Below are 12,578 nucleotides of genomic sequence, written 5' to 3' on the forward strand. Positions count from 1 at the left end.
CGCCCCATTCCTCATGTGCCGCTGTCCAGTTGACCGGGTCCGCTGACGCGCAGTCGGCGACCCAGCGTAGCGTTCGCGATCTTCGTGCGGGCATCCGATTCCCGCATCGCGGCTCGGGCCAGGCAAGATGGGGGCGTGACCCTCATCGATCAGCTGCCGCCGACCGCCGACCCCGACGCCCTCTACGAAGCCTTCGAGTCGTGGGCCCAGGAGCGCGGTCTCACGCTCTACCCCCACCAGGAGGAGGCGCTGATCGAGGTGGTGTCCGGCGCGAACGTGATCGTGTCGACGCCCACCGGTTCCGGCAAGAGCATGATCGCGGCAGGTGCCCACTTCGCCGCGCTGGCCCGGGACGAGGTCACCTTCTACACGGCTCCGATCAAGGCGCTGGTGTCGGAGAAGTTCTTCGAGCTGTGCAAGCTGTTCGGTACGGAGAACGTCGGCATGCTGACGGGCGACGCGTCCGTGAACGCCGACGCCCCCGTGATCTGCTGCACCGCCGAGGTGCTGGCGTCGATCGCGCTGCGTGACGGCAAGGACGCGGACATCGGCCAGGTCGTGATGGACGAGTTCCACTTCTACGCGGAACCGGATCGCGGCTGGGCCTGGCAGATTCCCCTGCTGGAACTGCCGCAGGCGCAGTTCGTCCTGATGTCGGCCACGCTCGGTGACGTCTCGTTCTTCGAGAAGGACCTCACGCGCCGCACCGGCCGTCCCACGGCGGTGATCCGCTCGGCCACCCGTCCCGTGCCGCTCTCCTACGAGTACCGCTACACGCCGCTCACCGAGACGCTCACGGACCTCCTGGAGGCGCGGCAGGCGCCCGTCTACATCGTGCACTTCACGCAGGCGCAGGCCGTCGAGCGCGCACAGGCGCTGATGAGCATCAACATGTGCACGCGGGAGGAGAAGGACAAGATCGCCGAGCTGATCGGCAACTTCCGCTTCACGACGAAGTTCGGCCGCAACCTCTCCCGCTACGTCCGGCACGGCATCGGTGTGCACCACGCCGGCATGCTGCCCAAGTACCGGCGTCTGGTGGAGAAACTCGCGCAGGCCGGTCTGCTGAAGGTGATCTGCGGTACCGACACGCTCGGTGTGGGTGTCAACGTCCCGATCCGTACCGTGCTGTTCACGGCGCTGACCAAGTACGACGGCAATCGTGTCCGCACGCTGCGGGCCCGGGAGTTCCACCAGATCGCCGGGCGGGCCGGGCGGGCGGGCTTCGACACGGAGGGCTTCGTCGTCGCCCAGGCCCCCGAGCACGTCATCGAGAACGAGAAGGCGCTCGCCAAGGCCGGTGACGACCCGAAGAAGCGCCGGAAGGTCGTCCGCAAGAAGGCGCCCGAGGGCTTCGTGGCCTGGACGGAGAACACCTTCGAGAAGCTCATCGCCTCCGAGCCGGAGCCGCTGACCTCCCGCTTCCGGGTGACCCACACCATGCTGCTGTCGGTGATCGCCCGTCCCGGCAACGCCTTCACCGCGATGCGGCACCTGCTGGAGGACAACCACGAGCCGCGGGTGCAGCAGCTGCGCCACATCCGGCGGGCGATCGCCATCTACCGCTCGCTGCTCGACGGCGGCATCGTCGAGAAACTCGACACGCCGGACGCCGAGGGCCGGATCGTCCGGCTCACGGTGGACCTGCAGCAGGACTTCGCGCTGAACCAGCCGCTGTCCACCTTCGCCCTGGCCGCGTTCGAACTGCTCGACCCGGAGTCGCCGTCGTACGCGCTGGACATGGTGTCCGTCGTGGAGTCCACCCTGGACGACCCCCGGCAGATCCTGGCAGCCCAGCAGAACAAGGCTCGCGGCGAGGCCGTGGCCGCCATGAAGGCGGACGGCGTCGAGTACGAGGAGCGCATGGAGCGTCTCCAGGACATCACGTACCCGAAGCCTCTGGAGGAACTGCTCTTCCACGCGTACGACACCTACCGCCGGAGCCACCCCTGGGTCGGCGACCACCCGCTGTCGCCGAAGTCGGTGATCCGGGACATGTACGAGCGGGCGCTGACCTTCACGGAACTGGTCTCCTTCTACGAGCTGGCCCGCACCGAGGGCATCGTGCTGCGCTACCTCGCCGGCGCCTACAAGGCCCTGGACCACAACATCCCGGACGACCTGAAGTCCGACGACCTCCAGGACCTGATCGAGTGGCTCGGTGAGATGGTGCGCCAGGTCGACTCCAGCCTGCTCGACGAGTGGGAGCAGCTCGCCAACCCGGAGGAGATGACCGCCGAGGAGGCGCAGGAGAAGGCCGACCAGGTGCGGCCGGTCACCACCAACGCGCGAGCCTTCCGCGTCCTCGTCCGCAACGCCCTGTTTCGCCGTGTCGAACTCGCCGCTCTGGACCAGGTCGACGAGCTCGGCGAGATGGACGCCGACACCGGCTGGAACGCCGATGCCTGGGGCGAGGCGATGGACAAGTACTGGGACGAGTACGACGACCTCGGCACCGGCCCCGACGCCCGCGGTCCCAAGCTGCTGGTGATCGAGGAGGAGCCGCAGAACGGTCTGTGGCGCGTCCGCCAGATCTTCGACGACCCCAACGGCGACCACGACTGGGGCATCAGCGCCGAGGTCGACCTCGCGGCCTCGGACGCCGAGGGCCGGGCGGTCGTCCGCGTGACCGATGTCGGCCAGCTGTGAACACAGGAGAATCCCACCGATGACGAACCCGGCCGAGAGCCTCGTCGACCTGCTCGACCTGGAGCAGATCGAGGTCAACATCTTCCGTGGCCGCAGCCCCGAGGAGTCACTCCAGCGGGTGTTCGGCGGCCAGGTGGCCGGACAGGCGCTGGTGGCCGCGGGCCGCACCACGGAGGGCGACCGCCCGGTGCACTCGCTGCACGCGTACTTCCTGCGCCCCGGCCGCCCGGGAGTGCCGATCGTGTACCAGGTCGAACGGGTCCGGGACGGGCGGTCGTTCACCACCCGCCGGGTCACCGCCGTGCAGCAGGGCCGCACGATCTTCAATCTCACCGCCTCCTTTCACAAGCCTGAACAGGGGAGCTTCGAGCACCAGCTGCCGCCGGCCCGCAAGGTCCCGGCCCCCGAGTCCCTGCCGACGGTCGCCGACGAGGTGAGGGAGCACCTGGGCGCGCTGCCCGAGCAGTTGGAGCGGATGGCACGCCGCCAGCCCTTCGACATCCGCTATGTCGACCGGCTGCGCTGGAGCGCCGAGGACGTCGCGGACGCCGAGCCGCGCAGCGCCGTGTGGATGCGCGCGGTGGGACCGCTCGGCGACGACCCGCTCGTGCACACCTGTGCCCTCACCTACGCCAGCGACATGACCCTTCTGGACGCCGTGCGGATCCCGGTGGAGCCCCTGTGGGGGCCACGGGGGTTCGACATGGCGTCGCTGGACCACGCCATGTGGTTCCACCGGCCGTTCCGCGCGGACGAGTGGTTCCTGTACGACCAGGAGTCACCGATCGCGACCGGCGGACGGGGGCTGGCCCGTGGACGCATCTACGACGTGGAGGGGCGCCTGCTGGTGTCCGTCGTCCAGGAAGGGCTGTTCCGGGCTCTGTAGGTCACGAGCCTCTGCGCCGCAGCCGGCTCAGCAGGCCGCGCGGGCGCCGGGGCTCCTTGGGCCGCGGCCTCTCCGGCGCCGGGCCGGACGTGGCCGCTGCCGGTCGACGGGCCGAGTACGGTGCGGGGCCCGGCTCCCGTGCAGCGGCGGGGTGCGGCACCCGCCCGTGTTCGCGCGTCCTCTGAGCCGAGCGCGGCACGGCGAGGTGATCACGTGGCCTGGGGGCCGGCCGTGGCGCCGGACGCTGCTCTCGGGCGGTGTCCAGCTCGCGGGCCAGTTCCCGTCGGAGCCGGGCGGTCTCGTCCGGTTCGGCCGCCGTCATGATCTCCTCGGCGATCTGCGCGGCCGGTGAGCCCGGCGAGCCGTGGGACGGTGAGGCCGGGCGGAACCTGCCGAGGTGAGACCGCTCGTACGGGTCCCTGACGACCTCCGAGACCTCTACCGGATCGAGCAGCGACGCCACGGCCGCGGCGCGGGCCCAGGGGTCCTCGGCCTGGCCGAGCAGGAAACCCAGGTACCGGCCCCGCCAGTTGCGGGCGCGCAGGTCGAGTCCCTCCTTCAGCTGGTCCCGCAGTCCCTCGGGGGTACGGCCCTTGAGCAGCGGTGCGTTTGCGACGTCGGCCGCGAACCGCTCGATCTCTTCGGCCAGGTACATCCAGACGACGGCCCTGTACCGGTTGAGGTAGAAATTCACCGGGACCAGCAGCCCGAGTCGTGCGAGGCGGGTGAAGCGGTCCTTCGTCACCCCCATGAGGGCCGCGCCCTCCGTCGTGCCCACGGTCCGCGCACTGTCGCGCAGTGCCTGGGGGAATCCCTCCTGCGCGCGGATCCGCTCGATCTCGGACCGGGCGACGCGTCGGCCGCCTCCCCCTTCGTCGCGTACGGTGCGGATGCGTCCGAGGTACACCGCGATGTCGAACTCGCTGCGCCTCAGGCCCAGTTCCCGTGCCGCACGGCTCGGCGCGACCGGCGGGTCGTGCAGGGCGGTGATCCGCCCGGTCCCGTCCGCGGCCCGGTGCGTGGCTCCGCGCTCGGTCTGGTGCGTGATGAAGTTGCCGGACATGACGTCTCCCCCGTGGAGTGTGCGGGCCGGCGCTGTCCGCGCCCGCCTGACACAAGACCGTAGCCGCTTCCGCGGCATCCGTGGCAGACCTGTGGATAACTCCGCGGCCAACCCCACGGGGCCATGAATCCCCAGGTCAGAGATCTATGGACGAGGTCCGGTCCGGCTGCCGCGCATCGACGTCGAGGTGTTCGCCGACCCGGTTGACGAGCAGGGTCATCTCGTAGGCGATCTGACCGATGTCGGCATCCGCGCCGCTGAGCACGCACAGACAGCTGCCCGAGCCCGCCGCGGTCACGAACAGCACGGCGTCGTCGAACTCGACCATCGTCTGGCGGACCTGTCCGGCGCCGAAGTGGCGGCCCGAGCCCTTGGCCAGGCTGTGCAGTCCGGACGAGACGGCGGCCAGGTGCTCCGCGTCCTCGCGCCGCAGCCCGGTACTCGCTCCCGTCACCAGTCCGTCGTTGGACAGGACCAACGCGTGCCGCACATGTTCGACGCGTTCGGTCAGGTCGTCCAGCAGCCAGCCAAGTCCCTGCTTCTGCGCCATGTTCCGTTCTCCCCGTGTCGTCCCCGTGCGTTGTCTCCCCCTGGCCGGGGGATCTGCCAGCCAGCCTTCCCCACCCCCGGGCTCCGGGCAAGGAGGATGGGGTCATGGCACAGAAGATGAACGATGAGGAGTGGCGGGCGTTCGTCTCGTACGGCACCCGCACGGGAAAGCTCTCGACCGTCCGCGCGGACGGCAGTCCGCACGTGGCACCGATCTGGTTCCTGCTGGACGGGGACGAGGTGGTGTTCAACACCGGCAAGGAAACCGTGAAGGGGCGCAACCTGGCCCGTGACGGGCGGGTCGCCCTGTGCGTGGACGACGACCGGCCGCCCTTCGACTACGTCGTGCTCCAGGGCCGCGCCCGGATCTCGGAGGACCTGGACGATCTGCGGCACTGGGCCGCGCGCATCGGCGCCCGGTACATGGGTGAGGAACGCGCCGAGGAGTTCGGGGCCCGCAACGGCGTTCCCGGCGAACTCCTCGTCCGTGTCACGGTGGACAAGGTCCTGGCGCAGAAGGCCGTGGCGGACTGAGCACGGCTCCGCGAGGCGGAGCGGTCCGGTCAGCCCACGGAGTCGAGCAGCCGGGCGGTGTGCATCCGCCCGGCGTACTCGACGAGCCGGATCAGCACCTCCTTGCCCGAGTCGCGCTCCCGTGCGTCGCACAGCACCACGGGCGTTCCCGAGTCGAGGTCGAGGGCGCGCGAGACGTCCTCGGGGCCATAGCGGCGTGCGCCCGCGAAGCAGTTGACGGCGACCACGAACGGGATGCGCCGGTGCTCGAAGTAGTCCACCGCCGGGAAGCAGTCCTCCAGGCGCCGCGTGTCCGCGAGGACGACGGCTCCGAGGGCTCCCTGTGACAGCTCGTCCCACAGGAACCAGAAGCGGTCCTGGCCCGGCGTGCCGAAGAGGTAGAGGGAGAGTCCGGACCGGATGGTGATGCGCCCGAAGTCCATGGCGACGGTCGTGGTGACCTTCTGGTCGACGCCGTCGAGATCGTCCACCGACTGCCCGGCTTCGCTGAGCAGCTCCTCCGTGCGCAGCGGCCTGATCTCACTGACCGCGCCCACCAGGGTGGTCTTTCCCACGCCGAACCCTCCGGCGACCAGGATCTTCAGCGCCAGTGCGGCTGTCTCGCCGTCCGTGGCTGCGGAGTGCTCGGTGACCATCGATCACTTCTCTCGGGAGTGCGGGCATCGGCCGGCGTCCGTGCGTACGTGCCGCGGGAACACGGTGTCTGCGCGCGGGGCGTCGAAGCACGTGCGCGAAGCCTGCATGATGACAACTGCCAAACGCCGTCGCGGGGTTCGACCGCTTTGTGCTCGATCGGGGCGATCAGCTGCGCGCGGATGTCCTTCAACCGTGCGCGAGCGGGCCCGGCGGGTGCCCGGTCGGTCATGAACGTTCATCTCTGACATGGCGTCTTGTCTGCTCCCCTCCTCCTCTACAGCGCGCGCAGTCCGTCGATCACTTCGCGCAGGATCCGTTCGTCGGGCAGCTGTGCGGGCGGTACGGGGCGGCTGACGGTGACGGAGCCGAGTTCGACCAGGTCGCCCAGGAGCACCCTGACGACGCCCACCGGAAGGTCGGCGCCCGCCGCGAGTTCGGCGACCGACTGGGTCTCCGTGCGGCACAGGTCGATCAGGGTCCGGTGTTCCGGTCCCAGCGCGGCCTCGTCGGCACCGGGTGCGCCGGGGTCCAGCGTGACGAGGGAGATGAGGTCGAATCGCACTCCGGCGGGGCCGGACCGGGTGCGTCCACCCGTCATCGCGTACGGGCGGACCAGCGGACCGGCCTCGCTGTCGTACCACTGGCTGCCCAGCCGGTCCGGGCCGCCCGTCATGTCCTCGGTCATCTGTGCGGACCGCCCTCCCGGGTCATCCGGCGGCCGGCGGGCGCGCGGCGGCGCGCGGCGGCGTGTGGAGGTGCTCCCCGACGCGTCTGACCAGCCGTGCCATCTCGTAGGCCACCAGGCCGATGTCGGCCGTCACGGCGGTGAGGACGGCGAGGCAGGAGCCGTCGCCCGCGGCGGCCACGAACAGGAATCCCTCGTCCATCTCCACCATGGTCTGGCGCACGCCCCCGGCGCCGAAGTGCCGGCCCGCGCCCTTGGCCAGGCTGTGGAATCCGGAGGCGACCGCGGCCAGGTGCTCGGCGTCCTCGCGGCCGAGGCCGGTCGACGCGCCCACCGCGAGTCCGTCGTTCGACAGCACCACGGCGTGCCGTACTTCGCCGACGCGCACGACCAGGTCGTCCAGCAGCCAGTCGAGTTCGCCGGACCGCTGGGCGGCCTTCATGCTCGGGTCCTGGATCATGCGGGGTCTCCTTCGCTGCTGTTGCCGCCGGCCGTCGGCGCGGGCGGGGTCGTGCGGCCGGGGTGCCTGCCGCCACCGCGCGTCCAGCCGTCTCTGTACGCCGCCATGCGGTCCCGTACGAGCTCGGGGGTGCGGTCGTCGTCGCCGCGGGGCGGAGGGGGGGCGGGCTCCGCGGGTCGCCCGTCGCGTAGTTGAGGGGCGAGGCTGGCCTGCCGCACCCGTCGGGGCAGGTCGTCGGAGTCCGGGGAGCCGTCCTGGGGCCGGTGCAGTCGCAAGGCGGGGACTCCTGGGGGTGGGCTCGGCGCGGTGTTCTCCGCCGCGGCAGGGACGGGTGCCACCAGAGCCGGCCGGTTGGCCGCCGCCGCGACGGTCTCCTGGCGCGGGACGGGATCCGGCACGCGCGCGTACACCGCCTCCTCGGTCCCTGGTGTCTCCTGCGCCTCACCGGTGGCGCGGTCCGCAGCACCACCGTGCAGAAGGGCGGTGGGCAGGAGGACGACGGCGGTGGTGCCGCCGTAGGGCGAGGTCCGCAGGTGCACCTTGATGCCGTGCCGGGCCGCGAGCCGGCTCACCACGAACAGACCGAGCCGGTCGCTGTCGAACAGGTCGAGCGCCTCGGACTGGGCGATGCGGCGGTTGGCCTCGGCCAGCGTCTCCCTGCCCATGCCGAGCCCGCGGTCCTCCACTTCGACCGCGTAGCCGTTGCCGACGGGCTCACCGGTGACGCGCACGCGCGTGTGGGGCGGCGAGAACTGGGCGGCGTTCTCGATGATCTCGGCCAGGAGGTGGGTGAGGTCGGCGACGGCGGCCCCGGTGACGGAGGCCTCGGGAAGCTGACGCACCTCCACGCGCGCGTAGTCCTCGACTTCGGAGACGGCCGCCCGGACCACGTTCGTCAGGGAGACCGGCATGCGCCAGGCCCGTCCGGGTGCCGCGCCGGAGAGGATGATCAGGCTCTCGGCGTGGCGCCGCATCCGGGTGGTGAGGTGGTCCAGGCGGAAGAGGTCGCTCAGCTCGTTCGGATCGTCGGAGCGGCGTTCCATGCTGTCCAGGAGGCTCAGCTGGCGGTGGACGAGGATCTGGCTTCGGCGGGCGAGGTTGACGAAGACTCCGGAGATGCCGCTGGCGAGCTCGGCGCGTTCCACGGCGGCGCGCAGCGCGGCGCGGTGCACGGTGCCCAGTGCCTCCGCCACCTGGCCGGTCTCGTCCTCGGCGGGCGCCTTGGGCGGGGCCTCGGAGCGGATGTCGATCTCCTCGCCCGCACGCAGCCTCCGCATGGCCTCGGGGAGTTTGCGCCGGGCGATCTCCAGTGCGCTGTTGCGCAGGCTGATCAGCTCGACGACGAGGCCGCGCCCGATGCGGACGGAGATGACGAGCGAGGCGGCGACCGCGACGAGGCCGAGGAGGACTGCGGCCCCGGCCGGGGTGAGCACGCCCCGGGTGAAGGGATCGGCCCGGTCCGCGACTCCTCGCCCGGCGTCCTGTTCGATCGACCGCATGCCGTCCTGTACGCGCGCGTGCGCCCGGTCCCAGGCGGCCCGGGGTGCCGCGGTGTCGAGGTTCCGTGCTCCCGGGCCACCGGAGAGCAACTTGTCCTCGGCGGCGCTCAGGGTCGCGTAGTCGCCGTCGGCGGCAAGGGCCTGCCAGGCGGCTCGTTCCGGTCCGCCCAGGTCGGCCACGGCCGACTCGGTGAGGGTGCGGCGTGTGGCGACCGCCCCGGTGAACAGCCGCAGCCGCTCACCGTCGAGCCCTCCGTCGAGGCGGGCGGCGGCGAGGACCGCGTCCTCCTGGGCCAGCGCCTCGCCCGCCCGTGAGAATTCGACCAGCACGCGCGCGTCGGAACCCGGACCGGCGTCCTGGATGCCGCTCAGCGCACCGCCCACCCCGAAGGCCGCCGAGATGGTCGTCGTGTACTGCCTGTACGTCTCCTCCCAGCCCGTTCGGCGGTCGAGCACGGCGCTGCGCAGGGGACCCAGCCGCTCGACGCCGCTGACGAACTGCTCCAGCCGCCGGGCCACTCCGGCGGGCATTTCCTCGCTGTCGGCGACGGTGTTGCGCTCTCCGAGCCGCAGTTTCCGTACGGCCTCGTCCGTTCGGGAGGAGAGCTCCTTGTAGTCGCCGCGCGGCACCGCCGACGGGTCGGTGGCGTGGCGCACCGCGGCCGCGCGCTCTGCCTGCAGCGCGGCGACGGCGGCGCTCAGGGGAGACCGGACCTGGGTGTCCACGCGCTGCACCTGCCGCAGCCCTGAGATGTCCTGGGCGGTGGTGACGGTGGCGTACGCCCACAGGGCCAGAAGGGAGACGACCGGCACCATCAGCAGGCAGACGATCTTGGCGCGTACGGTGCGGGGCCGGACACGTCGGCGCCACGCGCGCGTGGGCGCCTGGTCCGGTGCCGCGTCCATGGCCTCCGACGGGCCCTCGTCGGCCGGTGGTCCGGCGTGCGCCCGTCGGCCGCGCACAGGTGGCGGGGACGGCGCCTCGGCGCCTGTGGCGTGGGTCGTACGGGGTGTAGGCATGGCCTCCTCGCTGGGTACTGGTCCGGGGGTTGCGTCCGGACCGTCGAAGCCCGGTCCGCCGCTAGCGGGTAGCGCCCTCGACGGGCTGCTGGGCGGAGGCGGACGCCTCGCGTTCCCCTGCCGTCGGCGACAGCGCGACGAAGGCCGAGGTCAGGAACAGGTAGGACCCGAGGCCGACGGCGAGGGGGAAGATGAACTGCATCGCCGTGGCCCCGGGCAGGGCGTCGCCGGACGGCTCGACGCGCACGCCCACCGCGAACATTCCGGTGTAGTGCATGCTGCTCACCGCCGCCCCCATGATCAGTGAGGCGAGGGTGACCGCGACCGGCGACTTGATGTTGAGCGCCGCCCACAGGGCCGCCGTGGCGGCGGCGACGGCGATGAGGACGGAGAGTCCGACGAGCGCCGGGTCGTAGCTCACGTCGCCGTGCAGCCGCACGGCCGCCATGCCGAGGTAGTGCATGCTCGCGACGCCGAGGCCGGTGGTGAGTCCGCCGAGCAGGAGCGCCCGGCCGCGGTCACGGCCGTAGCCGACCGCGAAGACGCCGGCGCAGACGACGAGCATGGCGACGAACAGGCTCAGGACGGTGAGCGGCACGTCGTAGCGGATGTCGGTGCCGCTGACCCGGAAACCGAGCATGGCGACGAAGTGCATCGTCCAGATGCCCGTCCCGATCGCGGATGCCGCGGTCAGGAGCCAGTTGCGGCGCGAGCGTCCGGTGGCACCGAGGGCGCGCACGGTGCAGCGCAGTCCGAGGGCGGCGCCCGTACAGGCCATCGCGTACGACAGCACGGGGGTCAGCCAGCCCAGAGCGGCGTGGTCCAGGTGTCCCATGGCCCCGGGACGCTAGTCCGGGCAGGGGCGCACAACAGGGGCGCATTTCGAAAGGTGCTGGGATATGACGGAGAGATGTGCTGGAACGATCGCGTCCCGCTCGAACGTGTGCGCTGAGGTGTCATCCGTGCCGGTGAGGGATCATGCGGAACATGAGCGACGACCACACACACGTCCAGGAATTCTTCACCGCCCGTGCCGCCGACTGGGACAGCCGGTTCCCCGACGACGCACCCGCCTACGCGGCGGCGGTCGCCGAGCTCGGTCTGCGCCCGGGGGACCGCGTGCTCGACGCGGGCTGCGGCACCGGACGCGCCCTGCCGCCGCTGCGGGCGGCCGTAGGGCCTTCGGGAGTGGTCGTGGGGGCGGATCTGACGCCTGCCATGCTCCAGGCCGCCGTACGCGCCGGCAGGGACCGTGACGGACGGCTGCTGCTGGCCGACGTCACCGCGTTGCCGCTGCGTTCGCGCTCGCTCGACGCCGTGTTCGCGGCGGGCCTCGTCGCACATCTGCCGGACCCCGCCGGAAACCTGCGGGAGTTGGCGCGCGTCGTGCGTCCCGGTGGTGTGCTGGCGCTGTTCCACCCGATCGGAAGGGCGGCGCTGGCGGCCCGGCAGGGGCGGCGGATCACCCCCGACGACCTGCGTGCCGAGCCCAACCTGCGCCCGCTGCTGGCCGGTTCCGGATGGCGCATGACGTCGTACGTCGACGAGGACGCCCGGTTCCTGGCCCTGGCAGTCCGGGAGGGCTGATCCGGTCGGCCCTGTCCCGTGACGGCCGCCGCCGCAGGGGGCCGGCGCTCCGCGGTGGCACGACCGGTTCAGTCGTGGGCCGAGAGGTCGACGTGCCGCACAGGGCAGCCCCGTACGCCGGGAACCGGGCGGGTGCCCAGGTCCTCCAGCCGGTAGCCGTTCGGGTAGCCCTTGACCTCCCAGTTCTGCCGGGCGTGGTGCGGGGCGCTCCGCGGGGGCAGCAGTCGGACCGCGCGTCCGCGCAGCCGTACCGCGCGGCGCACGATCGCACGGGTCGCGGGACTCGGCGGGGCGTAGCGGAAGGCCCGCAGGAGGTGATCGTCGAGCAGGGCGAGCGTGGCGGTGCGCAACAGGGGGGCCAGCGGGCGCGGGTACCAGGAGGTCATGAGGCCGAGCGTGGCGTCGGAGACCCGCCGCGCGCCCTCGTCCCAGCCCAAGTGGGCCTCCTCGTAGGCATCGAGACAGGCTTCGAACTCCTCGTAGGACTCCGGGATGTCCCTGATGCCCATGTGCCGTCCCAGCGTGCGGTAGTGGACGGCGCAGGCGATGGTCTCGTGGCGGGACATCCTGCGCCAGCCGTAGGCGTCGATCCAGCGCTTGGGCATCACGACGAACGTGCAGAGGACGTACCGCATGTCGTCGTTTCCGATGTCGTAGCTGCGGTGCATCCGGTTGACGCGGCGGATCGCCGTGCGGCCCTGCTCACTGCCGAAACCGTGCTCGACGACGGCGTCGAGGAGCAGCACCGTGTCGTCGTACCGCTTCTGCGTCCGGTCCGTGAGCTCCCCCGTTTCCGCCAGCAGTCGGCCGATGCTCGGGACGGCGTAGGTGCGGTAGAGGGCCAGCTCCAGAGCGCGGGTGAAGTCCCACGGGAACTCGTAGGCCGATGCGAGCCGATAGATCTCCGAAGCGTCCCGGTAGGGGTCCATCCGCCGGATCTGTTCCAGCCGTTCGAAGCGCTTCACCGTGGCCGTCCCCTTCTGCCGTCGAAGCTTCAACTCTACGTTGAG

Annotated in this window: 12 protein-coding genes; 4 read left to right on the plus strand and 8 right to left on the minus strand. The window is 71.5% G+C overall.

All coding sequences use genetic code 11. From position 1 onward, the window contains the following. Positions 1-135: 135 nt before the first annotated feature. The gene (locus H0H10_RS19475) at positions 136-2,649 is read left to right on the plus strand and encodes a DEAD/DEAH box helicase (RefSeq protein WP_188182287.1); all 2,514 of its coding nucleotides are present in this window, start codon (positions 136-138) and stop codon (positions 2,647-2,649) included. A 19-nt stretch (positions 2,650-2,668) separates the two neighbouring features. Next, entirely contained in the window at positions 2,669-3,535 is an 867-nt protein-coding gene (locus H0H10_RS19480) for an acyl-CoA thioesterase (RefSeq protein ID WP_188182288.1), read from the plus strand. 1 nt (position 3,536) lies between these two features. On the opposite strand, the gene H0H10_RS19485 is transcribed toward H0H10_RS19480, so the two are convergent. Together H0H10_RS19485 and H0H10_RS19490 are read right to left on the minus strand one after the other, a co-directional pair. After that, positions 3,537-4,598 carry a DUF6397 family protein gene (locus H0H10_RS19485; RefSeq protein ID WP_223180120.1) on the minus strand — a complete coding sequence of 354 codons (1,062 nt, stop codon included), beginning with the start codon at positions 4,596-4,598 and terminating at the stop codon, positions 3,537-3,539. Positions 4,599-4,734: 136 nt separating this feature from the next. Next, the gene (locus H0H10_RS19490; RefSeq protein WP_188182289.1) at positions 4,735-5,148 is read right to left on the minus strand and encodes a roadblock/LC7 domain-containing protein; all 414 of its coding nucleotides are present in this window, start codon (positions 5,146-5,148) and stop codon (positions 4,735-4,737) included. Between the two features lie 104 nt (positions 5,149-5,252). On the opposite strand from H0H10_RS19490, the gene H0H10_RS19495 reads away from it, so the two are divergent. Further along, the gene (locus tag H0H10_RS19495; protein WP_188182290.1) at positions 5,253-5,681 is read left to right on the plus strand and encodes a PPOX class F420-dependent oxidoreductase; all 429 of its coding nucleotides are present in this window, start codon (positions 5,253-5,255) and stop codon (positions 5,679-5,681) included. Positions 5,682-5,710: 29 nt separating this feature from the next. Here the strand turns inward: H0H10_RS19495 and H0H10_RS19500 are convergent, their stop codons facing one another. The 5 genes from H0H10_RS19500 to H0H10_RS19520 form a co-directional block, all read right to left on the minus strand. Next, the gene (locus H0H10_RS19500) at positions 5,711-6,316 is read right to left on the minus strand and encodes a GTP-binding protein (protein WP_188182291.1); all 606 of its coding nucleotides are present in this window, start codon (positions 6,314-6,316) and stop codon (positions 5,711-5,713) included. 275 nt (positions 6,317-6,591) lie between these two features. Further along, positions 6,592-7,002: a DUF742 domain-containing protein gene (locus tag H0H10_RS19505; protein ID WP_188182292.1), complete on the minus strand. Its 411-nt coding sequence runs from the start codon at positions 7,000-7,002 to the stop codon at positions 6,592-6,594. A 22-nt stretch (positions 7,003-7,024) separates the two neighbouring features. Continuing rightward, positions 7,025-7,462, minus strand: a complete 438-nt coding sequence (locus H0H10_RS19510; RefSeq protein WP_188182293.1) for a roadblock/LC7 domain-containing protein — start codon at positions 7,460-7,462, stop codon at positions 7,025-7,027. Beyond that, positions 7,459-9,981: a sensor histidine kinase gene (locus H0H10_RS19515; RefSeq protein ID WP_188182294.1), complete on the minus strand. Its 2,523-nt coding sequence runs from the start codon at positions 9,979-9,981 to the stop codon at positions 7,459-7,461. Before H0H10_RS19515 ends, H0H10_RS19510 begins: the two co-directional genes overlap by 4 nt. Positions 9,982-10,042: 61 nt before the next feature. After that, entirely contained in the window at positions 10,043-10,816 is a 774-nt protein-coding gene (locus H0H10_RS19520; protein WP_188182295.1) for an MHYT domain-containing protein, read from the minus strand. 152 nt (positions 10,817-10,968) lie between these two features. Here H0H10_RS19520 and H0H10_RS19525 point away from each other — a divergent pair, with 152 nt between their 5' ends. Next, positions 10,969-11,568, plus strand: a complete 600-nt coding sequence (locus tag H0H10_RS19525; RefSeq protein WP_188182296.1) for a class I SAM-dependent methyltransferase — start codon at positions 10,969-10,971, stop codon at positions 11,566-11,568. A 68-nt stretch (positions 11,569-11,636) separates the two neighbouring features. On the opposite strand, the gene H0H10_RS19530 is transcribed toward H0H10_RS19525, so the two are convergent. Further along, positions 11,637-12,533: an oxygenase MpaB family protein gene (locus H0H10_RS19530; RefSeq protein WP_188182297.1), complete on the minus strand. Its 897-nt coding sequence runs from the start codon at positions 12,531-12,533 to the stop codon at positions 11,637-11,639. Positions 12,534-12,578 lie beyond the last annotated feature (45 nt).

This window comes from Streptomyces griseicoloratus (genome assembly GCF_014534645.1).
In the GTDB taxonomy this organism is placed as follows: Bacteria; Actinomycetota; Actinomycetes; order Streptomycetales; family Streptomycetaceae; genus Streptomyces; species Streptomyces griseicoloratus.

Bases quoted from the DNA above. Each gene is read 5' to 3' on its own strand.
- H0H10_RS19495 (WP_188182290.1), top strand. From the start codon at position 5,253: ATGGCACAGAAGATGAACGATGAGGAGTGGCGGGCGTTCGTCTCGTAC.
- H0H10_RS19515 (WP_188182294.1), bottom strand. From the start codon at position 9,981: ATGCCTACACCCCGTACGACCCACGCCACAGGCGCCGAGGCGCCGTCC.
- H0H10_RS19525 (WP_188182296.1), top strand. From the start codon at position 10,969: ATGAGCGACGACCACACACACGTCCAGGAATTCTTCACCGCCCGTGCC.
- H0H10_RS19480 (WP_188182288.1), top strand. From the start codon at position 2,669: ATGACGAACCCGGCCGAGAGCCTCGTCGACCTGCTCGACCTGGAGCAG.
- H0H10_RS19510 (WP_188182293.1), bottom strand. From the start codon at position 7,462: ATGATCCAGGACCCGAGCATGAAGGCCGCCCAGCGGTCCGGCGAACTC.
- H0H10_RS19485 (WP_223180120.1), bottom strand. From the start codon at position 4,598: ATGTCCGGCAACTTCATCACGCACCAGACCGAGCGCGGAGCCACGCAC.
- H0H10_RS19500 (WP_188182291.1), bottom strand. From the start codon at position 6,316: ATGGTCACCGAGCACTCCGCAGCCACGGACGGCGAGACAGCCGCACTG.
- H0H10_RS19520 (WP_188182295.1), bottom strand. From the start codon at position 10,816: ATGGGACACCTGGACCACGCCGCTCTGGGCTGGCTGACCCCCGTGCTG.
- H0H10_RS19505 (WP_188182292.1), bottom strand. From the start codon at position 7,002: ATGACCGAGGACATGACGGGCGGCCCGGACCGGCTGGGCAGCCAGTGG.
- H0H10_RS19490 (WP_188182289.1), bottom strand. From the start codon at position 5,148: ATGGCGCAGAAGCAGGGACTTGGCTGGCTGCTGGACGACCTGACCGAA.